Source organism: Bosea sp. 124 (genome assembly GCF_003046175.1).
GTDB lineage: Bacteria > Pseudomonadota > Alphaproteobacteria > Rhizobiales > Beijerinckiaceae > Allobosea.
On the sequence record NZ_PZZM01000001.1, the window covers coordinates 2,656,732 to 2,678,418 of the forward strand.

General features: G+C 67.6%; 16 protein-coding genes. 3 read left to right on the forward strand and 13 right to left on the reverse strand.

Annotated elements, in window-relative coordinates; genetic code table 11:
• Positions 1-140 precede the first annotated feature (140 nt).
• The 5 genes from phnK to phnG are packed head-to-tail and all read right to left on the reverse strand — an operon-like array spanning position 141 to position 4,102.
• Complete coding sequence (gene phnK / locus C8D03_RS12615; protein WP_108046575.1) at positions 141-935, reverse strand: phosphonate C-P lyase system protein PhnK; 795 nt, start codon at positions 933-935, stop codon at positions 141-143.
• Positions 932-1,876: an alpha-D-ribose 1-methylphosphonate 5-phosphate C-P-lyase PhnJ gene (locus C8D03_RS12620; RefSeq protein ID WP_108046576.1), complete on the reverse strand. Its 945-nt coding sequence runs from the start codon at positions 1,874-1,876 to the stop codon at positions 932-934. The genes phnK and C8D03_RS12620 overlap by 4 nt, the downstream gene beginning before the upstream one ends.
• Positions 1,873-3,054: a carbon-phosphorus lyase complex subunit gene (locus C8D03_RS12625; protein ID WP_108046577.1), complete on the reverse strand. Its 1,182-nt coding sequence runs from the start codon at positions 3,052-3,054 to the stop codon at positions 1,873-1,875. Before C8D03_RS12625 ends, C8D03_RS12620 begins: the two co-directional genes overlap by 4 nt.
• The gene (phnH, locus tag C8D03_RS12630) at positions 3,054-3,656 is read right to left on the reverse strand and encodes a phosphonate C-P lyase system protein PhnH (RefSeq protein WP_108046578.1); all 603 of its coding nucleotides are present in this window, start codon (positions 3,654-3,656) and stop codon (positions 3,054-3,056) included. The genes C8D03_RS12625 and phnH overlap by 1 nt, the downstream gene beginning before the upstream one ends.
• Positions 3,656-4,102, reverse strand: coding sequence for a phosphonate C-P lyase system protein PhnG (gene phnG / locus C8D03_RS12635; protein ID WP_181300944.1), 447 nt, complete (start codon positions 4,100-4,102; stop codon positions 3,656-3,658). Before phnG ends, phnH begins: the two co-directional genes overlap by 1 nt.
• A 127-nt stretch (positions 4,103-4,229) precedes the next feature.
• Here phnG and phnF point away from each other — a divergent pair, with 127 nt between their 5' ends.
• Complete coding sequence (phnF, locus tag C8D03_RS12640; protein WP_146170163.1) at positions 4,230-4,964, forward strand: phosphonate metabolism transcriptional regulator PhnF; 735 nt, start codon at positions 4,230-4,232, stop codon at positions 4,962-4,964.
• Positions 4,965-4,973: 9 nt separating this feature from the next.
• Here the strand turns inward: phnF and C8D03_RS26145 are convergent, their stop codons facing one another.
• The 6 genes from C8D03_RS26145 to C8D03_RS26150 form a co-directional block, all read right to left on the reverse strand.
• Positions 4,974-5,177: a hypothetical protein gene (locus C8D03_RS26145; RefSeq protein ID WP_146170164.1), complete on the reverse strand. Its 204-nt coding sequence runs from the start codon at positions 5,175-5,177 to the stop codon at positions 4,974-4,976.
• A gap of 82 nt (positions 5,178-5,259) precedes the next feature.
• Complete coding sequence (gene phnE, locus C8D03_RS12645; protein ID WP_465246442.1) at positions 5,260-6,114, reverse strand: phosphonate ABC transporter, permease protein PhnE; 855 nt, start codon at positions 6,112-6,114, stop codon at positions 5,260-5,262.
• The gene (gene phnE, locus C8D03_RS12650; protein ID WP_108046580.1) at positions 6,111-6,992 is read right to left on the reverse strand and encodes a phosphonate ABC transporter, permease protein PhnE; all 882 of its coding nucleotides are present in this window, start codon (positions 6,990-6,992) and stop codon (positions 6,111-6,113) included. The genes phnE (C8D03_RS12645) and phnE (C8D03_RS12650) overlap by 4 nt, the downstream gene beginning before the upstream one ends.
• A gap of 112 nt (positions 6,993-7,104) precedes the next feature.
• Positions 7,105-8,022, reverse strand: a complete 918-nt coding sequence (gene phnD / locus C8D03_RS12655) for a phosphonate ABC transporter substrate-binding protein (RefSeq protein WP_108046581.1) — start codon at positions 8,020-8,022, stop codon at positions 7,105-7,107.
• A gap of 76 nt (positions 8,023-8,098) precedes the next feature.
• Positions 8,099-8,917, reverse strand: a complete 819-nt coding sequence (gene phnC, locus C8D03_RS12660; protein WP_108046582.1) for a phosphonate ABC transporter ATP-binding protein — start codon at positions 8,915-8,917, stop codon at positions 8,099-8,101.
• 155 nt (positions 8,918-9,072) lie between these two features.
• Positions 9,073-9,684: a TetR/AcrR family transcriptional regulator gene (locus C8D03_RS26150; RefSeq protein ID WP_181300946.1), complete on the reverse strand. Its 612-nt coding sequence runs from the start codon at positions 9,682-9,684 to the stop codon at positions 9,073-9,075.
• 135 nt (positions 9,685-9,819) lie between these two features.
• Here C8D03_RS26150 and C8D03_RS12670 point away from each other — a divergent pair, with 135 nt between their 5' ends.
• Entirely contained in the window at positions 9,820-10,935 is a 1,116-nt protein-coding gene (locus C8D03_RS12670; protein ID WP_181300948.1) for an efflux RND transporter periplasmic adaptor subunit, read from the forward strand.
• Positions 10,932-14,018 carry an efflux RND transporter permease subunit gene (locus C8D03_RS12675; RefSeq protein WP_108046584.1) on the forward strand — a complete coding sequence of 1,029 codons (3,087 nt, stop codon included), beginning with the start codon at positions 10,932-10,934 and terminating at the stop codon, positions 14,016-14,018. Before C8D03_RS12670 ends, C8D03_RS12675 begins: the two co-directional genes overlap by 4 nt.
• Before the next feature lie 132 nt (positions 14,019-14,150).
• On the opposite strand, the gene pbpC is transcribed toward C8D03_RS12675, so the two are convergent.
• Together pbpC and C8D03_RS12685 are read right to left on the reverse strand one after the other, a co-directional pair.
• Complete coding sequence (gene pbpC, locus C8D03_RS12680) at positions 14,151-16,397, reverse strand: penicillin-binding protein 1C (protein ID WP_108046585.1); 2,247 nt, start codon at positions 16,395-16,397, stop codon at positions 14,151-14,153.
• A gap of 2 nt (positions 16,398-16,399) precedes the next feature.
• Complete coding sequence (locus C8D03_RS12685) at positions 16,400-21,667, reverse strand: alpha-2-macroglobulin family protein (protein ID WP_108046586.1); 5,268 nt, start codon at positions 21,665-21,667, stop codon at positions 16,400-16,402.
• Positions 21,668-21,687 lie beyond the last annotated feature (20 nt).

A 21,687-nucleotide genomic window follows, 5' to 3' on the forward strand; every position in this document is an offset into this window, starting at 1 on the left:
CGCCGGCGCGTTCCCCGTCGGCGCCGGATTGTGTTCGAGAGCGGTGCGCTCCACCTCATGACCAGCCTTGCGCTGCGCTGCTTCCGCCTCGGCCGAGGATAGCCGGGAGAAGCCCGACCACTGAGGCTGGACGAAACCGCTCATACGCTGAGTACCGCCGAGGTCAGGAGCTGGGTGTAGGCGTGGTGGGGGTCGTCGAGGACCTGGTCGGTCAGGCCCTGCTCGACGACATGGCCATCCTTCATCACCATCAGCCGGTCCGTCAGGAGCCGCGCGACGGCGAGGTCGTGGGTGACGATGATCGCGGCGAGGCCGAGATCGCGCACGAGAACGCGTAGCAGATCGAGGAGGCGGGCCTGCACGGAGACGTCGAGCCCGCCGGTCGGTTCGTCCATGAAGACGAGGCGGGGCTCAGAGACCAGCACACGGGCGATCTGGAGGCGCTGCTGCATGCCGCCGGAGAACTGGCGCGGGCGGTCGTCGATACGAGAGCCTGCGATCTCGACTCGGGAGAGCCAGTCGAGCGCGCGCTCGCGAATACGGCCGTAATGCCGGTCGCCGCGATCCATCAGCCGTTCGCCGACATTGCCGCCGGCGGTGACGTCCATGCGCAAGCCGTCGCGCGGGTTCTGGTGGACGATGCCCCAGGCGGTGCGCATCAGCCGGCGGCGCTCCTGCTCGGGCACGGAGTAGATGTCGAGCGGCGCAGGCCCGCCCCGAAACAGCACCTCGCCCTCGTCCGGCCTGTCGATGCCGGCCAGGCAGCGCAGCAGGGTCGACTTACCGGAGCCGGATTCGCCGACGATGCCGAGAACCTCGCCCGGCCAGAGGTCGAAGGAGACGCCCTTGCAGCCGATGCGCTCGCCATAGAAGCGCGAGACACCGGCGACCGAGAGCAGCGGGGCGGGATCGAGAGGCGTGACGTGGAGGGTCATGATTTACTCTCCCCGACCAATCCGTTCGCGGCGGCATCCCCCAGCATCGCGCCGCGATGGCCGGCCTCGCGGCGCGTTTCGCAATGATGGCTATCGGAGCAGACGAACATGCGAGAGCCCTCGTCGTCGATCACGACCTCGTCGAGATAGGAATCGATCGCGGCGCAGAGCGCGCAGGGCTCGGCCCAGCTCTGGATGCGGAACGGATGGTCCTCGAAATCGAGACTGCGGACGCTCGTATGCGGCGGCAGGGCATAGATGCGCTTTTCGCGGCCGGCTCCGAAGAGTTGAAGTGCCGGCGACATGTGCATCTTCGGGTTGTCGAATTTCGGGATCGGCGAGGGCGCCATCACGTAGCGGTCGTTGACCATGACCGGATAGTCATAGGTCTTGGTGATCTCGCCATAGCGGGCGATGTCCTCGTAGAGCTTGACCTGCATCAGCCCGTATTCGGCCCAGGCGTGCATCTTGCGGGTCTCGACCTCGCGCGGCTCCAGACGGCGCAGCGGCTCTGGCGTCGGCACCTGATAAACCATGATCTGGCCGGCCGTGAGCGGCGCCTCCGGGATGCGGTGGCGGGTCTGGATGATCGTGGCCTCATCCGTCGCCTCGGTGGTGCGGGCCTGCGCCGTCTTCTCGAAGAAGCGGCGGATCGAGACAGCGTTGGTGGTGTCGTCGGCGCCCTGGTCGATCACCTTGAGCGTGTCGGCCGGACCGATGATCGCGGCCGTGACCTGGATGCCGCCGGTGCCCCAGCCGCGGGCGAGCGGCATTTCACGCGAGCCGAACGGCACCTGATAACCCGGTACCGCCACGGCCTTGAGCAGGGCACGGCGGATCATCCGCTTGGTCTGCTCGTCGAGATAGGCATAGTTGTAGGTCGGGCGTGTGTTGTCGATGGAACTGGCCTCGTTGCCCGGCGGGGTCTGATGGACGGTCATTCCGCGGCCTCCGGCAGGGCTTCGTTCTCGCGGGCGAGGCGCTCCTCGCGCTCGCGGCGGATGCGGCGGATCAATTCGAGTTCGCCCTGGAAATCGACATAGTGCGGCAGCTTGAGATGTTCGACGAAGCCCGCCGCCTCGACATTGTCGGAGTGGTAGAGCACGAACTCGTCCTGCTGCGCGGGATAGGTCGCGGCCTCGCCGAACTCGCGGCATTTGAGCGCCCGGTCGACCAGCGACATCGACATCGCCTTGCGCTCGCTATGGCCGAAGGAAAGGCCGTAGCCGCGGGTGAATTGCGGCGGGACATCCTTCGAACCGGCGAACTGGTTGACCATCTGGCACTCGGTCAGGGTGATCTCGCCAAGATCGACCGCAAAGCCGAGTTCCTCGGGGACGAACTCGACCGCGACCTCGCCGACCCGGATCTCGCCGACGAAGGGATGGCTGTTGCCGAAGCCGCGCTGGACCGAATAGCCGAGCCCGAGCAGGAAGCCCTCGTCGCCGCGCGCCATCGCTTGCAGGCGGACGTCGCGGTCGGCTGGAAACGAGATGGGCTCGCGGGTCAGGTCGAAGGGGCGGGCATCGCCCTCGGGCGGCACCTCCGGCTCCATCAGGCCTTCGGCGCCGAGGATGTCGGGCACGCGCGGCATGTGGGAGTCGAGGGGGCGAACGTCATGCTCGGGCTTGACCCGAGCGTCTCCTGACGCGGAGGCTCCCGCGTCCTCGCGTGCCGAGATGGTTGGGCCAAGCCCGAGCATGACGTTGCCGTCGTCCATCAGCGCGAAATCGAAGAGCCGGTGCGTGTAATCGTAGGTCGGCCCGAGCACCTGGCCGCCGGGCAGGTCCTTATAGGTCGCGGAGACGCGGCGGCGGATCGCCATCCTGGCCGTATCGACCGGCTCCGACGAGCCGAAGCGCGGCAAGGTCGTGCGATAGGCCCGCATCAGGAAGGCGCCCTCGATGACGTCGCCCTGCGCCTGCTTCAGCGCCAGCGCCGCGAGATCGGGATCATAGAGCGAGCCCTCGTTCATGACGCGGGCGCAGGCCAGGCCCTGCTGCTCGCGGATCTGCGCGACCGAGATTTCGGGCACCGCCTCATTGCCACGCCGGGCCTCGGCGACGAGATCATGCGTGGCGAGGATTGCGGCCTCGCCGCCCTTGACCGCGACATACATCAGAAGGTCTCCGCGATTTGCGTCGAGCGCGGCAGGCCGATGACGGCGTCCGCGTGGCTGAGCAGGAGATCGATGCCGAGCGGATAGCCGGCGTTGTTGGCCACGACCTCGGCCCAGAAGCCGCCGCGAAGGCCGGAGGGCGCGATCCGGCGCGATCCGGCGATGCCCGGGCCGGTCAACGTCACGGTCTGACCGCCCTCGAGCGCCGCGCACTGCACGATGAGCGTCGCGGAGCGGTCGGGGAACTGGTCGTTGCCGGCGTCGAAGGCCGCGAGCGCAGGTTCCGGGGACAGAGCGTCGATCACGGCGAAGGCGGCCTTGCCGGCGTCGGTCACCAGCGCCGCCCCGCAATGGAAGCGCAGCCAGGCGCCGGCCGGGCCGTCGCGCAGCGCTTCCGGCAGCCAGATCGGCGTCTCGTAGTCGGCGAGCGTCAGAAGGGCGGTCGCGGTCGCGGCCTGCAGGCCGGCGGGCGGCGCGGGGCAGTCGGCAACGACCTGCTGCGTGCCGGGCTCGGCCAAAGCGGCCAGCAGCGCGCGGAAGGCGCCTTGCGACTGGAAGACCGGGTCGGAAAAGCCCGGGCCGATCAGCGTATCCGTCGTCATCAGGCGCCCCTGACCAGAGTGAAGAAATCGACCTTGGTTGCGGCCGCCTTGCGCGAGGCGAGGGCACGGGCCGCGTCCTGAAGGGTCGCGAGGTCGTCGACGGCACGATGCAGCGCACTGCCCGGAGCGTTCGCCTGCAGCCGGGCGTCGAGGATCGCGGCGAGGCGCGCCTTGCGGGCATCGCGGCCGAGCGCATAGGAAAAGCCCATCGCACCGTCGTCGAGCCTGACGATGCAGCGCGTTACGGTCGCTTCACCGAGATTGAAGCGGCGGCCGGCACCGCCGGCGCGGCCCTCGACCATGACGGTCCCGGTCTCGGGCGCCTTGAGGACGTCATGCCGGGGAATGTCGGGGCCGACGAGGGCGGCGATCTCGGCCCGCGAGGCGCGGGCGAGGATCGCCATCCAGCGCTGACGTGGGGTCTTCTCCGCGGTTCTTGCCGTCATCGTCATCCGCCGTCTGGTCGTCCGATAATGTCTAGACTATGATAGGGTGGTTGCGAGGAAAGGTCTATACATTTTGCATGACGCTTTGGTGACTGATGGCGGCGATCTCGCCGCGGCGGATGCGGGCATGGATGCAGGTACGGCGGACGCAGGCACGGCCTGGCGCCGGATCGCGGACGAACTCGCCGGCTCGATCGGCAAGGGCGAGTACGCGGCGGGCGACACCTTGCCAGCCGCGACCGCGCTGGCCGAACGCTATGGCGTGCATCGCCACACGGTGCGGCAGGCCTTCCGGCATCTGGCGGAGCAGGGGCTGGTCACAGTCTCGCGCGGGCGCGGCACGCAGGTCAGCGCGCGACGCGTGCCCTATCCGCTTGGCCGGCGCGTCAGCATGCGTGCCAATCTCGGCCGGATCGGCATTGTCGGATCGAGCGCAGTGCTGAGCGGGGAAGTGCTCGAGGGCGAGGCCGAGACCTGCAAGATTTTGGGTCTCGAGCCTGGCGCGGCGCTTTGGCGCCTCGAAGGCCTGAGCCTCGCCGACGGGGTGCCGATGGGCACGGGCACGCATTGGCTCTCGGTTGCGCGCTTTCCCGGCTTCGATGAAGCTTATCGCTCGGCGGAAGGCTCCATGACGGCCGCGCTAAAGGCCTATGGCATCGGCGACTATGTCCGGTTGTCGACGCGGCTGACGGCGCGCCTCGCCAGCGAGCGCGAGGCGGTGCTGCTCAAGATCGATCCGGGCGCGCCGGTGATGGTGTCGGTCGCCGTCGATGCCCTGCCGGATCTGACGCCGATCCACCTCGTCAGCAGCGTCTTTGCCGGCGAGCGCATGGAGATGGTGGTCGAGCCCTTCGCGGAGTGAGCCAGGCGCTCAGGGCCTGCCGCCGTTCGCGACGCAGCGATCGAGATCCTTGCGCGAAACCTTGGCGTCCTTGCCGAGACCGTTCGCCTTCTGGATCGCCTCCCGGCATTGGCGGCGCGGATCGCTCGCCTCGCGCTTTGCCCATGCGGGTGCCGAGAGCAGCATGCAAGCGCTGAAGGTCACGGCGACGGCAAGAGCAATAGTCTGTTTCACGGGCGGCCTCCGGGTCCGATGCCAGACGCGTAGCTTCTCGCCGGCCGAAGGCGGTGTCCAGAGCTTTCCAGCTCGCCGCCGCTCACACCGCGCGCTGGCCGATGATCGCGAAGCGCAGCTTCGCGGAGAGGAAGTCGATCGCGGTGACGGCGGCGAGGATCAGCAGGATCAGGAAGGAGACCTGCTGCCATTCGAGCGTGCGGATGGTCTCAGCCAGATAGAGACCGATGCCACCGGCGCCGACGATGCCGATGATGGTCGAGGAGCGGGTGTTCGACTCGATGTAGTAGAGCACCTGGCTCGCGATCACCGGCAGCACCTGCGGGATCAGGCCGAAGCGGATCTCGTGCAGCTTGCCGCCGCCGAGCGAGGTCACGCCCTCGACCGGCTTGCGGTCGGCGGATTCGATCGCTTCCGAGTAGAGTTTGCCGAAGGCGCCGACGTCGCTGGTCATGATGGCGAGCATGCCGGCGAAGGGGCCGAGTCCCACGACATTGATCCAGATCAGCGCCCAGATCAGCGCATCGACGCCGCGCACCGTGTCGAGCGAGCGTCGTGCGAGGAAATGCACGATCTTGTTGGCAACGACGTTGCGTGCCGCGATGAAGCCGAGCGGGAAGGCGAGGATCGCGGCGAGGATCGTGCCGAGGAAGGCGATCGCGATGGTCTCGAACAGCGCCTTCACGAAGATGATGGCGCGGGCGAAGGAGCCGGGATCGGGCGGCAGCATCAGCACGACGAAGGTGCCGAGATTGGCGAAGCCCGACAGGATGCGCCAGAGCGTGACCTCGAAGGTGCTGACGCCATAGGCGAAAAGCCCGACCATGGCCGCGACGACGGCGACCGTGGTCAGCTTCGTCTTCAGCGAGCCGTCGATGGCGGCCTGGCGGCGCGCGACGAGCGCGGCCTGCTCGGCGGGGGAGAGGGCGAGGCTCACTTGCCGTGCTCCAGGCTGAGGAGGGAATGACGCAGCCGCTCGGTGCCGTAGTCGATCAGCATCACGGCGGCGATGATGAGCAGAAGGATCGCGCTGACATCGGTGAAGTAGAATTTGCGGATCGCCTCGATCAGGTCCTGGCCAATGCCGCCGGCGCCGACGAAGCCCATGATCGAGGCGCCCCGCACATTGATCTCGAAGCGCAGCAGCGAATAGCTGGCGAAGTTGGAGAGCACCTGCGGCACCACCGCGAAGCGGATGGTTTGCCACCAGCCCGCACCTGTCGCGGTCAGGCCGTCGACCGGCTTCATGTCGATGTTCTCGACGACTTCGGAGTACAGCTTGCCCATCGCGCCCATGGTGTGGATCGCGATGGCGAGCACGCCCGGCAGTGGCCCCAGCCCGAAGGCGATGACGAAGATCAGTGCGAAGACGATCTCGGGCACGGTGCGGCAGAATTCGAGAAAGCGGCGGGTCGCGAAGCGAAGCCAGCCGGACTTGCCGAGATTGGCGGCCGCGACGAAGCAGAGCAGGAAGCCACCGATCGTGCCCAGGATCGTGCCGGTATAGGCGATCAGGATGGTCTGCCAGAGCAGTTTGAGCCAGCCCTTCCAGCCCCAGAACCATTCGGCGATGTCGGCGCCAAGGCTGTTCCAGCGCAGCACCGGCACGGTCTCGAGGATGTATTTCGGGAAGCGCCAGGCGTTCTCGACAAACTTGCCGGGATCGACCTCGGAGCCCAGCGCCGCGAGCCAGACCAGGGCTGCGAAGACGGCGGCGCCGAGCAGCGCGTGACGACGCTTGGCCGCCATGGCGCCGGCATAGGCCGCGGCATGGGCGCGAATGGCTGGGTCGTCGCGGTCGATCGCGAGGGTCATGGACGCGGTCCGTCGCAGGAGGAAGCGTCATTCTCGGGCCGCGCCTGGCGCGGACCCGAGAAGCTCTTGGGAGAGATGCTCGGATCAAGCCCGAGCATGACGTGATGGCGTCTTACGAGGACTTCTTCTTGCGAAGCGCGTCGACGAACTTGTTCAGCTCGATGATCGGGTCGTAGGCCTTGTTGTCGACGGCGACGAGCGGGCCCTGCTTGCCTTCGTAGATCTTGTCGAAGGCGACCTTGTCCTTGGTGTTCAGGTTCAGGACGGCGTCGCGGATCTTCGTCTTGAGTTCGACCGGCATGTCGTTGAGATAGGCCATCGGCGAGTTCACGATCTGCTCGGACTTGTAGATGATCCGGAAATCCTCGGCCTTGACCATGTTCTTGCGGGCCATGCGCAGGAGGTTGGATTCCTGCTCGTCGTTCCACCAGTTGGCGGCGACGTCGACGGTGCCCTGGCCGAGCGCGATGACCGCGTTCTCATGGCTGCCCGTGTAGACGACCTTGCCGAAATAGGTCTCGGGTTCGATCTTCATGCCGTCGAGCGCAAAGCGCGGGACGTTGTTGCCCGAGGTCGAGTTGGGATCGACGAGGCCGAGGTTCTTGCCCTTCAGGTCCTCGATCTTCTGATAGGGCGAGTCCTTCTTCACATAGAAGACGGAGTAGTAGCCCTTGGTGCCGTCGAGGTTGGTCTCGATGGCGAAGGCGTCGATCTTGGCGCCGGTCATCAGCGCGCGGGCGAAGGAGGAGGGGCCGTACATGCCGATATGGATGTTGCCGGCGCGCTGGCCCTCGATCAGGGCGGCATAGTCGCTGGCGATGCGCAGCGTGACCTTGGTGCCGAGCTCCTTGGCGAGGTAGTTCACGAAGGGGGTGTAGCGCTCGACGACGCCCGAAGCGTTCTCGGCGGGGATGATCGCGAAGACGATCTCGGGATATTTCGCCTTCCAGTCCTGAGCGAAGGCGGGGGCGGCGAGCGAGGCGGCGAGGCCGGCAGCCGCGAGCGTGAAGGTATGACGACGGGTCAGCATGGTTTGCTCCTGTTACAGTCGGTAATGATGGTGATCTTCAGGCTTCGGCGAAGGTGAAAGGGTCGGAGCCGCGCGCTCAGGCGACGTTTCGCTTGGCGCGCTGGGCTTCTTCGCTGGCGATGGCGTCGAGCTGATCGAGCGCCTCGGCGCCGGCATCCTTGGCCTCGATGCCGTAGAGCTTCGCCGCGACCTCGCTGGTGAGCTGGTGGGGCGGGCCGTCGAAGACGACCTTGCCGGCAGCCATGCCGATCAGCCGGTCGCAGTATTTCGACGCGATATCGAGGTGATGCAGGTTCGAGACGACGGTGATGCCGTCCTCGCGGTTGATCCGGAAAAGCGCGTCCATCACGACCTGGGTGTTGCGCGGGTCGAGCGAGGCGATGGGCTCGTCGGCGAGGATGACCGTCGGCTCCTGCACCAGAGCGCGTGCGATGGCGACGCGCTGCTGCTGGCCGCCTGACAGGGTCTCGGCGCGCTGGGCCAGGAGATGGCCCATGTCGAGCCGCTCGAGCGCGGCGATGGCGCGGATCTTGTCATCGCGGGAGAAGCTCTTGACCAGTGTCAGCGCGGTGGAGCGATGATTGAGCCGGCCGAGCAGGACATTGGTCAGGACGTCGAGTCGGCCGACGAGGTTGAACTGCTGGAAGATCATTGCCGTATCGCGACGCCAGCCACGCAGGGCCGCGCCCTTCAGGGCGGTGACGTCGCGGTCGCCGGAGACGATGCGGCCCTCGCTCGGATCGGTCAGGCGGTTGAGCATCCGCAGAAGCGTCGATTTGCCGGCTCCGGACCGGCCGATGATGCCGACCATCTCGCCCCTGGGAATGGAGAGCGTGACGTCGTCGACGGCGGCTTTGCCGCCGAAGCGCTTGGTCAGGCCTTCGATGCGCAGCATGACGGCGTTCTCGCTTGCGGGACGAGCATGACACTGGCCCGAACGCAGCTCGCCGCCTTCGGGTTCATGCTCTGTGATGCGAGACAGCTAGCCAGCGCAGATGACAGGCCGGTGACAGCCGGACCTGCGGCACGTCATCGGCGGCGGGTGCGATGTCAGGCGCCGCGCAGCAGCAGATCGACGCAGGCCCGGACATAGGCGCGGCGCCCGGCGGCGGTCGCCGGCTCGATGTTCAACAGGCCGCGGACCTGGTGGAATCCGCGCAGCATCCCGATGAACTGCTCGGCCAGCATGCGGGCCTGATCCGGATCGCGCGGCGTCGCGAGGCCATCACCGATTTGTGAACGCTGCACCAGGAGAGCCGAAAGGTCGTCGATCATGCGCATCGCGCCCGCCTCATAGGCGACGCGGCCGAGTTCGGGGAAGCGCGCGGCGGCGCTCATCACCAGGCGGTGGAGGTCGAGCGAGGCCGGATGCAGCATCATCGCCAGCGCATCCTCGCCCAGCCGGGTCAGGGTGCTGCGAAGGTCGCCTTCCGCCACGGATTTGCGCAGCGGAATCGTAAGTTTCTCAGTCAGTTCGGTGCAGATCGCCTTGAACAGCGCTTCCTTGTCGGCGAAATGGCTGTAGATGGTCTGCTTCGATACGCTGGCGCGCTGGGCGATCTGGTCGAGGCTGACCCGGTCGAAGCCGTCGGCGAGGAACATCTCGGAGGCGGCCCGCGTGATCGCATCATGCTTGTCCGGGCGCGCCTTGTCGGACGGCAAGCGTCTTGCATCTGTAACGGTTGTCGCGGAAGTTCCCCCCGCGGTCGAGCCTGTCATACTGCCGCCCATCGAGCCTCTTATCAAACTGGACCGTCCAGTCTAAGATACCCACGCAACACCGGAGCGTCCAGTTCTATGAAGCGGTTTGCCTTCCTGCTCGTGATCCTCGGCCTGGCTGGCGGAGGCTATTACGGCTATCGCCACTTCAAGCCGGCTCCCCCGCCCGTGCAGACGGCGGCTCCTGCCGCGCGCGCCGCCGGCGTGCCCGTCGAGGTCACCAAGATCGAACGGGCGACCGTCAATGAGGAGGTCGAGGCGCTGGGCACGCTGGCCGCCGACGAATCCGTGGTGATCGCTCCGGAGATCGCCGGCCGCGTCATCGCGCTCGGCTTCAAGGAGGGCGAGCGTGTCGAGAAGGGCCAATTGCTGGTCAAGCTGGACACCGCGATCCTGGATGCGGAACTGAAGCAATTGCAGGCCGATCTCGGTCTCGCGCGCGACACCTTCGAGCGCAACCGTTCGCTGAGCCAGCGCGGCGTCGGCACGCAGGTCGCGCTCGACGAGGCGAGTGCGAAGCTCGCGGCGGCCGAGGCGCGGGTTCAGCTTTCCCAGGCGAAGCTCGCGCAGTCGGCGATCATGGCGCCGTTCAGCGGGGTGGTCGGGCTGCGCTCGGTCAGCGTCGGCGACTATGTCTCCGTCGGCAAGCAACTGATCACGCTGACCAATATCGATCCGATCAAGGTCGATTTCCGCGTGCCCGAGATCTTCCTGGCCCAGGTCAAGCTCGGCCTGACGATCAGCCTCAAGGTCGACGCGGTGCCGGGGCGGGACTTCCAGGGCAAGATCTTCGCCGTCGACCCGGTGGTCGACATCAACGGCCGCGCGATTAGGCTGCGCGCCACCGTTCCCAATCGCGATCTGGTGCTCAAGCCCGGCCTGTTCGCCCGCGTCACCATCGTCGTCGACCGGCGCGAGAACGCGCTGCTGATCCCTGAAACGGCGGTCGTGCCCGACGGCGTCGGCAAGGTCGTCTACATCGTCGACAACGGCAAGGCGAAGCGCATTTCGGTCGAGCTGGGCAAGCGTCTGCCCGGCAAGGTCGAGATCGTGAAGGGACTGACGCCGCAGATGATCGTCGTCAGCTCCGGCCAGATGCGTCTGCGCGACGGCTCGACCGTCTCGATCAAGAACGCCCAGCCCCCGGTGCAGACGAGCGCTCTGCCCGGCACCGCGCCGAGCCCGCAGCAATGAGCCTGTTTGCCCTCTTCGTTCGCCGGCCTGTCCTCTCGACGGTGCTGAGCCTGCTCGTGCTGCTGATCGGCGCAGTCTCCTATACGCGCCTGACGGTACGCGAGTATCCGAACATCGACGAGCCGATCGTCTCGGTCCGCACCGACTATACCGGCGCCAGCGCCGAGATCATCGAGACCCAGGTCACCCAGGTCCTCGAAAATTCGATCGCCGGCATCGAGGGCATCGAGATCATCTCCTCGACCAGCCGCCAGGAGCGCAGCTTCATCTCCGTGCGCTTCCGGCCGGATGTCGACCCCGACGTTGCAGCCTCCGATGTGCGCGACCGCGTCAGCCGCGTGCGCGGCCGTATGCCGACCGAGATCGAAGAGCCGATCATCGCCAAGGTCGAGGCGGACGCCCAGCCGATCCTGTTCCTCTCGCTGGTCAGTTCGCGACACAATCCGCTCGAACTGACCGATTTCGCCGACCGCTTCATCACCGACCGCGTGCAGAACATCACCGGCGTCGCCGAGGTGCAGATCCGCGGCGAGCGGCGCTATGCGATGCGCATCTGGCTCGATCGGGCCCGGATGTCAGCCTACAACATCACGGTCCAGGAGATCGAAGCGGCCGTCCGCGCCCAGAACGTCGAGATCCCGTCCGGCCGCATCGAGAGCAACAACCGTGAATTCACGGTGTTGTCGCAGACCGGGTTGACGACGCCGGAGCAGTTCCAGCAGATCGTCGTCAAGGACGTCAACGGCTTCTCGATCAAGCTGCGTGACATCGCGCGGGTGGAGCTCGGCGCGCTGGCCGAGCGCAATGCCGCCTGGTTCTCCGGCAATCCGTCCGTCACGATCGGCATCGTCAAGCAGGCGACGGCCAATCCGCTCGACGTCTCCAACGGTGTCCGTGCCGCGCTGCCCGAGATCATCGAGGATCTGCCCGAGGGCATGACCATCGCGACATCCTACGACACCTCGGTGTTCATCGACCGCTCGATTCAGGCCGTCTACAGCACGATCCTCGAGGCGGTTCTGCTCGTCGTCCTGATCATCTTCATCTTCCTGCGCTCGGCACGCGCGACGTTGATTCCGCTCGTCACCATCCCGGTCTCGCTCGTCGGCTCGTTTGCGCTGATGTACGCGCTCGGCTTCACCGTGAACACGCTGACGCTGCTCTCGATGGTGCTGGCGATCGGCCTCGTCGTCGACGACGCCATCGTGGTGCTCGAAAACGTCCACCGCCATATCGAGGACGGCATGGAGTCGAATGCGGCGGCGATCCGCGGCATCAACGAGATCGCCTTCGCCGTCATCGCGATGACGCTGACGCTGGTCGCGGTCTATGCCCCGATGGCGTTCTCGACCGGCCGCACGGGCAAGCTGTTCATCGAGTTCGCGCTTACACTCGCCGGAGCCGTGCTCGTCTCGGGCTTCGTCGCGCTCACCCTGACGCCGATGATGTGCGCCAAGCTGCTCAAGCACGAAAGCTCGCATGGCTGGCTCTACAATCTTTTTGAAGGCGGGTTCAACGCGATGTCGCGCGGCTATCGCGCTTCGTTGCGCGGCGCGCTTTCGGTGCGTCCGCTGATCGTGATCCTCGCGCTCGGCGTCGCCGGCGGGAGCTATTACTTCTTCACAAATCTGCGCTCCGAACTCGCGCCGGTCGAGGATCGCGGCAGCTTCACGATCACCGGCGTCGCGCCGGAAGGCGCGACCATGGCGTTCACCTCCGAATATGCGAGGCGGGCCGAGGCATTCTTCAAGGCATACCCGGATGTCGAGACCAATCTCGTCATTGTCGGCTTCCCGGACGTGACGCGCGCCATTGCCTTCGCGCGGCTGAAACCCTGGGAGGAGCGGTCCATCAAGCAGCAGGCCATGGTGGCCGACATCAACCGCAACCTGTCGCAGATTCCCGGCATCCGGATGTTCGCCACCAATCCGCCCTCGCTCGGGCAGGGCGGTGCCAACAGCAAGCCGGTCGAGTTTGTGCTGCGTTCGTCCGAGGCCTACGCGCAGATCAAGGAGTATGTCGACGCCGTGCTGGCGGAGATCGCGGGCTCGCCCGTGCTGACCAATGTCGAGTCGAACCTCATCCTCGACAAGCCGCAGATCAAGGTCTCGATCGACCGGCAGCGCGCCGCCGATCTCGGTGTCGGTGTCGACGTCATCGGCCGGACCATGGAGACGCTGCTCGGTGGCCGTCAGGTCACCCGCTTCAACATGAACGGCGAACAATACGATGTCGTCATCCAGGTCGGGGGCGAGGATCGCAACACGCCGCAGGCCCTGCAGTCGATCTATCTGATGGGACGCAGCGGCGCGATCGTGCAGCTCTCCAGCGTCGTGCAGATCGAGGAGACCGTCGCGCCGAAGGAGTTGATCCGCTTCAACCAGCTCCGTTCGGCAACGATCACCGCCGTTCCCGCGCCGGGCTATTCGCTGGGCGATGCGCTGGCGGTTCTCGAACAGGCTTCCGCCAGGGTACTGCCGAAGACGGTGCAGATCGACTATTCCGGCCAGAGCCGCGAGTTCAAGCAGTCGGGCGCGTCGATCGCGATCGTCTTCCTGCTAGCGCTCGGCTTCATCTATCTGGTGCTCGCGGCGCAGTTCGAGAGCTTCATCGACCCCGTCGTGATCATGGTCTCGGTGCCGCTTTCGCTGACGGGCGCGCTGGCCGCCTTGTATTTCACCGGCGGCACGATGAACGTCTACAGCCAGATCGGGCTCATTACGCTCGTCGGCCTGATCACCAAGCACGGCATCCTGATCCTGGAATTCACCAACCAGCTCCGGGAGGAAGGCAAGGAGATGATCGACGCGCTGGTCGAGGCGGCAGAACTGCGTCTGCGGCCGATCCTGATGACCACGGGCGCCATGGTGCTCGGCGCCGTGCCGTTGGCGCTCGCGCATGGCGCCGGCGCCGAGAGCCGCTCGCAGATCGGCTGGGTCATCGTCGGCGGCATGAGCTTCGGCACCTTGCTCACGCTCTATGTGGTGCCGGTCGCCTATTCCTATCTCGCGAGCACGAAGCGCTCGGTGCACGGCCATGTGGTGCATGAGGCGCCTGCCGCGCATCCGCATCCGGCGGAGTAGGGTGGGGCGCCGGTTCTGCCGTCATGCCCGCCTTTGTGGCGAAGCATCCCCGCCTTGAACACAGGCCTCGCTCAGCGAAGACGTGGATAGTCGGGACAAGCCCGACCATGACGGCGGGTGACGGGCCACGATTTATTGCAGCCTGACGGACACGCTCTCGCTGGCACCCGTTCCGTCGATCACCGAAATCCGCATGAAGCCCTTGCCCGGGGGCTGCCAGACTGCCTCGCGCCGCCGCGTCGGGCTCAGCACGGGCGCGCCGTCGACCAGCCAGGTATAAGGCGGCGCGCCACCCGCGACCTTGAGGTTGAGCTGCGTCTGACCGTCGGCGGCGGAGGCCGCGAGGTCGATCTTCGCGCCTTCGGGCGGGAAGGCGAGCCGGAGCGCCGGTGTCGTCATCGCTGCGACGGTCTTCGGCACGTCCTGGCGCAGATGGCGCAGCGGCGGTGGCAGATGCGCGCTGGTCGCGACGATGCTGTCGGGCGGCTGCGGGAAGGGGCGCGGATCGAGGCCGAGCCGGGCGAAGGCGTCGAACAGGATCGGTGCCGCCACGCTGCGTCCGACCAGGCCGGGCACGGCGCCGTTGTCGGCCCGCCCGACCCAGACGCCGATCGTGTGCTTGCGGTCGAAGCCGACTGCCCAGGCATCGCGGTAGCCATAGGAGGTGCCCGTCTTGTAGGCGATCCGGCCGGGCATGGCGTTGAGCGGCGGCGGGGCGCCGAGCAGCGTGTCGGCGACGTACCAGGCCGCGACGGGTTCGACGAGGCGAGGCAACGAGGCAGCGCTGCGCCGCGCTTCCGTCCTGACCCTCAGCTCCGGTACCTCGCCGCCGCGCGCCAGCCCGACATAGAGCCGGGTCAGATCCTGCAGCGTGATGCCAAGGCCGCCGAGCCCGACCGCAAGGCCGGGCGGGCCGCCCTCCTTGGGCATCGCCACCGAAACGCCGGCATCGCGCAGGCGCGACAGGAAACGTTGCGGGCCGAGCGCCGAGAGCAGTTCGACGGCAGGCACGTTGAGCGAGAGCTGAAGCGCCTTGCGAGCCGAGACCATGCCCTGGAATGTCATGTCGAAATTCGTGGGGATGTAGATGCCGTAGCGCGCCGGCCGGTCCTCCAGCATCGTCTCGGGGTGGGCGATGCCGTTGTCGAAGGCGAGCGCATAGATGAAAGGCTTCAGCGCCGAGCCCGGCGAGCGCAGCGCCCGCGTCAGGTCGAGCGAGCCGGCGCGCTCGGTGGCGAAGTAATCGACGCCTCCGACGGACGCCCTGACCTCGCCGGTCTCGTTGTCGACCGCGAGGATGGCGATCGAGAGCTGAGGCGCAAGACCGAGGCTGCGCTCGCGGGCGAGGCTTTCGAGACCGGCCTGGAGACGCGCGTCGAGGCTCAACCGGTGGCTGCGGGCGGCCGGCGCTTCCGCGACGACCTGCTCGGCGACATGGGGTGCGAGATGGGGGAAGGGCCTCCGCGCCGTCGGCAGCGGCTCCTCACGCGCTGCTGCGACCTCGGAAGCCGTGGCGAGACCGGCCTGCTCGACGCGGGCGAGCACACGTTCGCGGGCCTTGCGGGCTGCCCCGGCGAAACGGTCCGGCCGGCGCGTCTCGGGCGATTGCGGCAGGGCGACGAGGAGCGCCGCCTCCGCGGTCGAGAGCCGTTTCGGTTCCTTGCCGAAATAAGCGAAGCTCGCGGCACGGACGCCTTCGAGATTGCCGCCGAAGGGGGCGAGGGTGAGATAGAGATCGAGGATCTGCGGCTTGGTCAGGCGGCGTTCCAGCTCGATGGCGCGCACTGCCTGCCGAAGCTTGGCCGCGACATTGCGTTCCTCGCGCGGCTCCAGCAGCCTTGCGACCTGCATGGTCAGCGTCGAGCCGCCGGAGACGACGCGGCCGTTCAGCAGCATCTGGCCGGCAGCACGGGCGAGGCCGAGCGCGTCGATGCCGGAATGGCTGTCGAAGCGCTTGTCCTCAAAGGCCTTGAGCATGGCGAGATAGCGCGGATCGACATCGTCGACGCCGACCTGGAGCTTCCAGCGGCCGTCCGCCGTGAGGAAGGGCCGCAGCAACCGGCCCTCGCGGTCGAGGACCACAGTCGAACGATCGGTGGCGACGGCGAGATCGAGAGGGGGGAGGGTTGCGGCGTAATGGAACAGGCCGGCTGTGGCGACCGCGAGGAGCAGGACGCAGGACGCGGCGGCGATCTTCAGCTTCGGGAAGCTACGCACGAGCCCTTCTCCCTTCGGGGGAGAAGGTGGCAGCGCGAAGCGCTGACGGATGAGGGATGGGAGGCGGAAACTCCGGGAGGTATCGCCTTCCCTCACCCCAGCCCTCTCCCCCGAGGGGAGAGGGGGCTCCGTCGCGTTTGTCTCGTCGACCCGAGCGCCCATGACTACCGCGCCGACGCGATATCCACCGTGCCGAAGGCCGTCCGTCCGAAGCGGTCGGGCCGGTACATGTCCTCGATCACGGCGGCGGGAGCGACATAGCGGCCGGGCGAGACGGCGCGCGCGATATAGGCGACCGTGTAGGACAGCTTCTGGCTGGAACCGCCCGAGCGTTCGAAGGCGGCGACATAGCGATCGTCGCGCGCTTCCGTATGCACCGGGTAGACCTCCTGCTTCAGCCAGTCGAGACCTGCGACGGAGGCACCTTCGGTGAGGTTCGCGTTCTCGATCTCGAGCCCGGCGGGTACGGGGTCGACCAGCAGCAGCCGGCCGTAGCGGCTGGTTGGCTCCGTCACGGTCAGGGCCACGACATAGCGCTCGTTCTGGCGCAGCCGGGCGGGGTCGGCCCGCTCGCCTTTCATCGTGTAGAGCACACGCTCCAGCCCGAAGCCCTGGTTGAGCGCCGGCTCGCTCCCGGTCGGGATGCCCGAGACTGTGATGACGGCCTGGGCGGTCGCGGCGCCGGGATTGGCGACGGTCAGGGGCTTGCTCTCCAGGGCCTCGGCCGAAATCGTGCGATAGAGCGCGCCCTTGCGCTCGGCGCCGTCGACGGTCAGCGTCATGCCCTCGGCGTCCTTCGCCATGGCCTGCGCCGCCAGCACCATCCACATCTGCTCTTGCGTCGAGGTGTAGCGCGCGCTGTTGCGCGCGCCGTCGAGCACGGCTGCCGCGCGGCTGATGTCGGCTCGCTCGCCGGACGATTCCGCGATCAGGGCCAGGACGGCGGCACCGTCGCGCAGGCGCGAGCCGTAATCGGGCCGCGACAGGCTGTCGTCGCCGCGCTCCTGCAGGCCGGCGAGCGCGCTGGTGAAGGCGGCGCGGCCGCGGCCACGATCGCCCAATGCCGAGAGCGCCGCGCCGATCTGGGCCCGGGCCAGCGGCGTCGCAAAGTCGGCGAGCTTGTTGTCTGCAAGGTAGCGCAGATCGCCCATCACGGGCCGGCCGTTGCGAGCCAGCACATAGAGCGCATAGGCGATGCCGGCGGCCTCCTCCTTGACGATGTCGCCGGTGTTGACGACCTGGTTGCGCAGGCGGTCGAGCGCGAGGTTGAAGGCCGTCTGCGGCACCGCGAACTGGCGCTCGCGGGCCCGTGTCAGGAAGTCGGCCGTGAAGGCGTCGAGCCAGAGATCGTCGCCGCCGACACCCCAGAGCCCGAAGGAGCCGTTGGCGCCCTGGCGCGCCAGCACGCGCTCGATCGCGTTCTGGACACGCTCGTCGGCATTGGCGTCGAGCGCCAGATGCTCGAGCGAGGCGAGCCGGTTGACGTGGAGCAGCGGCAAGGCGCGGCTGACCGTCTGCTCGGTGCAGCCATAGGGGTAGCGGTCGAGCGCCTTGAGCAAGGCGGGTACGTCGAGCGAGGCGAGCGGCGAGACCGAGACGGAGACCTGGCCGGAATTCGGTACGAGATCGGCCATCAGATCGGAGGAAACCGTGATCGCGCCGCCATTGCCGGGGATCGGGCGCACGATCCGGCGCGCGATCGTATTCGCCGAGGGCTGCACGCGGACCGCGAGGTTCTGCACCGTGCCGACGCCGCCCGGTCCGGTAATGCGGACATCGAACTCGGCGCGGCCGAGCCCGGCGGCGGTGACAGGGATCGTCATCTGCGCCTTGGCGCCGGCGGCGAGTTGGATCGTGCGTCGCGTCGCGTCTGCGGCGACGAGCACCGGCCCGCGCACGTCGAGATCGACGACGTAGGGACCGGCCGGGCCCTCGACATTGTCGATCTGGAGGTGGAAGCGCGACTGGTCGCCGATGGCGAGGAAGCGCGGCAGCGTCGCCTGCGCGACGACCTGATCGCGCACGATCACCTCCGTACTGGCCTGCCCGGTGCGGCCGGCCGACCAGGCGACGGCCATGACGCGCAGCGAGCCGTTGAAGGCCGGCAGTTCGAAATCGACCCTGGCGATGCCGTCGGGACCGACCTTGACCACGCCGGAATAGCGCGCGACCGGCTCCTGCGTCGGCTTCTCGCCTTCGAGCGCAGGCGCTGCATCGCCGCCGGTGCGGATCGCGCCGCGTGTGCCCTGCATGCCGTCGATCAGATAGCCGTAGAGGTCGCGCAGTTCATGGCCGATCTGGCGCTGGCCGAAGAAGTGCTTGCTCGGGTCGGGGCTCTCGAAGCGGGTGAGGTTGAGGATGCCGACATCGACCGCTGCGACCGTGACGAAAGCCTCCTCGCCGGCACGCGCGCCGGTGACCTTGACCGGCAGGGACAGCGTCGAGAGCGGACGCACCAGATTGGGCGCGCCGAGATCGAGCGCCAGCGTCCGGCTTTCCTTGCCGATCTGGAACCAGGACAGGCCGATGGCGCGGCCGGGCAGGCGCTGGGCGGCCGTGTCCATCGGGCGATGGGCGAGCACGACCAGATAGGCACCGGCGCCCCATTCGGCCTTGACCGGGATGCGCGTGGTGGTGCCGCCGGGCGCAATGTCGATGGTGCGGAGCTCAGTGACGCGGTCGCTGATCACGGCGAGCGTCGCCTTGCCGGCGAAGCGGGGCGCCAGGCGGACCTGCAGGCTCTCGCCATCGGCGTAAGCCGCCTTGTCGAGCGCGACATCGAGCACGTCCGGCGTATCGGCGGTCTTGTCAGCTTCGTAGCCGACGCTGAAGGAGACCGAGGTCTCGGTGGAATCGGGGCCGTCGGCAGCAACGTCGAGACGGTAATTGCCCCATTGGACGGGCGCGGCGATGCGGGCGTCACTGCCTTCGGCGACAGCGATCTCGCCATCGGCGACGCGGCGGGTCGATTTCACACCCTCGAAGTTCCAGCGGCCATCCTGGAAGAACCACTGATAGTTGCGGGTGACCTTGGACAGGGTCCACTTCACCCCGGGTCGCGTCAGACGTCGTCCGTCACCATTGGCCATGATGACGTCGAAGGTCGCGGTCTGGCCATTGCCGAGCTCCCCCTCCTTGAACGCCTTCCTGACGCCGATGGCCGCACCCTTGGGCACGATCGGCAGGGTGAGCGAGCGGGCGATGGCGCGCCCGCCGGGTTCGCCGACGCGGATGGTGAACTCAGCCTCGAGCGGGCGGTTGGTTTCCGGCTGCGCGACCGGATTGGTCACCGTGACCTTGCCGGTGGCATCGGTCGTGGTGCTCTCCTCGAATTCGGACTGGACCGCCTCGAAGGCCTCGTCGGTCAGGCCGACCTGATAGCCGGCGAAGCCCGGAATGGCCGATTGGCCGGCCGCGCGGATCGTCATCGATCCGGTGACGTCGAGCGCCGAACCCGGCGCGCCGTAGAGATAGCGCGCGGTGACGTCGATTTCGGCCGGCTCGCCGGCCTGGAGTACCGGCGCCTTCGACGCCAGCGTCAGTTCGAGGCGCTCAGGCACATAATCCTCGACGAGGAAGGAGACCTCGCCGATCGCCGGGCCCTTGGGGTCGGCATAGGCCTGGACCCGCCAGGTGCCGGTCGCGGCGCCCGAGATCAGCGGGATCGAATGAGCTCGCCCGCCCGCGCCCTGATCCTCGACCTGACGGCGGCGGTACTCGACGCCATCCGGCCGCTTGACGACGAGGGTCAGCGGCAGGCCGGAAACGGCGGCGCCGCGCGCATCGCGCAGCAGGCTGGTCAGGTAGACGGTCTCGCCCGAGCGGTAGACGCCGCGCTCGGTGTAGAGATAGGCGTCGAGCCCGGCGGGCGCGACGCGACCCTTGACGCCGCGATCGGAGAGATCGAAGGCCGTCTGCTTGAGGTCGAGGAAGCCGTAATCCTCACCCAGCCCGGCCGTGACGAGGCCTGGCGCATTGCCGCCCTGACCCTTGGCGAGACCGGCGTCGAAGCGGGCATAACCGTTGGCATCGGAGCGCACGGTCGCCAGCACCTCGTTGTTGCGGGCGAGCAGGCGCAGTTCGGCATTGGCGACGGGGGCGGCGTCGGCGAGCGAGCGCACCAGCACATGCACGCCGTCGGGGCCGGAGAACGAGGTCAGGCCGAGATCGGAGACGACGAACCACTGGGTCGCGCGCGTCGTGCCGTCGTCATAGTCGCCATCGCCATCGGAGGACGATGCAGTCGCCTTGCCGCCGCTCGGCTTGGCAAACATTACATAGACGCCGGGCTTGAGCGTCCCCACGGCCTCGACCACCGGGAAGGCCGTGATGACGTCCTTGTTCAGCTCGGATTTCACCTCCATCGAGCCGGTCCAGACGCTCTGGCCCTTGTCGCTCTCGATCTGCTTGGACTGATAGGAGCCGAGCTGGCCGAGGAAGTCGTCGGAATGGACCGAATTGATCAGGTTGCGGTCGCCGATGCGCATGACCTCGAGGTCAAGCCGGTCGGCGTTGACCGAGACCACAGGCACGCCCTGCTGGCCGGTGCGCGGCAGGACGTAGTTCTTGCCTGTGAAGCGCACGGACGGCGTGCGGTCACGGACATAGACCTCGTAGTCGGCGGATTTCAGCAGCTTCTCGTCGGGGATCGCCGAGGGCACGCCCTGACGGATGACGAAGGCGTAGCGCTCGCCATGGCGCAGGCCGTCGACGCAGATCTGCTTGTCTTCGGCGCTGACGGCGAAATCACCCGATCCTTGCGTGTTCCTGCCGCCGGAAATCGCGACGTATGGTGCGAAATCGACACGGCCACGTGCGAGGGGTTCGGAGAACTCGAAGCAGGCGCGGGGCGAGGCCGCGTCGGCATCGACCTTGTTCCCGGTCAGGCGGAAGCCGCGCTGCGCGCGCAGGCCCTCATAGGCGGTACGCAGCAAAGCGTTGTCGGTGAGGTCGAGGCTGAGGCGATAGGTCGTCAGCGCCGGACGCCAGAGTTCGTTCTTCTCGAACAGGCGGGCGAGAACGCCGAGCGAGGCGGCCTCGTCATTGCGGTTGGTCGAGCGTTGATAGGCGAGATAGGCCGCGCTGATGGCGCGTTCGCGCAGCTCCCAGCGCTCGCGATAGTCGCGCGGCTCGATCGCGCTGGCGGCGCGCGCCATCAGGCGCCAGCCGGCAGCGTTGGCGGGCTCGGCGACGACGGCTGCGTTGGCCTGGGGCAGGGCGGCGCGGGCATCGCCACGCGCGAGCGCCGCCTCGCCTGCGCGCACGGCGTCCGCGGCGGAGCGGGGGCCGGTCGAGACCTCGCGCTTCAGCCGCTCTTCCAGCCGCTGCCCGTCGGCTGCGAGATCGTTGCGGACATAGGCCTTCTGGGCCAGGGCGGGATGGGCGGCAAGGGAGAGGCCGAGGAGGAGCGCAAGACGGGCGAGCAAGGTCATCGTCGTTCCTCTGGGTCGGG

Excerpts from the sequence above, each read along its gene's own strand:
- C8D03_RS12620 (WP_108046576.1), bottom strand. The coding sequence starts at position 1,876 with ATGACCGTCCATCAGACCCCGCCGGGCAACGAGGCCAGTTCCATCGAC.
- phnD (WP_108046581.1), bottom strand. The coding sequence starts at position 8,022 with ATGCTGACCCGTCGTCATACCTTCACGCTCGCGGCTGCCGGCCTCGCC.
- phnE (WP_108046580.1), bottom strand. The coding sequence starts at position 6,992 with ATGACCCTCGCGATCGACCGCGACGACCCAGCCATTCGCGCCCATGCC.
- phnK (WP_108046575.1), bottom strand. The coding sequence starts at position 935 with ATGACCCTCCACGTCACGCCTCTCGATCCCGCCCCGCTGCTCTCGGTC.
- phnG (WP_181300944.1), bottom strand. The coding sequence starts at position 4,102 with ATGACGGCAAGAACCGCGGAGAAGACCCCACGTCAGCGCTGGATGGCG.
- phnF (WP_146170163.1), top strand. The coding sequence starts at position 4,230 with ATGGATGCAGGTACGGCGGACGCAGGCACGGCCTGGCGCCGGATCGCG.
- C8D03_RS12685 (WP_108046586.1), bottom strand. The coding sequence starts at position 21,667 with ATGACCTTGCTCGCCCGTCTTGCGCTCCTCCTCGGCCTCTCCCTTGCC.
- phnC (WP_108046582.1), bottom strand. The coding sequence starts at position 8,917 with ATGCTGCGCATCGAAGGCCTGACCAAGCGCTTCGGCGGCAAAGCCGCC.
- C8D03_RS12670 (WP_181300948.1), top strand. The coding sequence starts at position 9,820 with ATGAAGCGGTTTGCCTTCCTGCTCGTGATCCTCGGCCTGGCTGGCGGA.
- pbpC (WP_108046585.1), bottom strand. The coding sequence starts at position 16,397 with ATGGGCGCTCGGGTCGACGAGACAAACGCGACGGAGCCCCCTCTCCCC.
- C8D03_RS12625 (WP_108046577.1), bottom strand. The coding sequence starts at position 3,054 with ATGTATGTCGCGGTCAAGGGCGGCGAGGCCGCAATCCTCGCCACGCAT.
- phnH (WP_108046578.1), bottom strand. The coding sequence starts at position 3,656 with ATGACGACGGATACGCTGATCGGCCCGGGCTTTTCCGACCCGGTCTTC.
- C8D03_RS12675 (WP_108046584.1), top strand. The coding sequence starts at position 10,932 with ATGAGCCTGTTTGCCCTCTTCGTTCGCCGGCCTGTCCTCTCGACGGTG.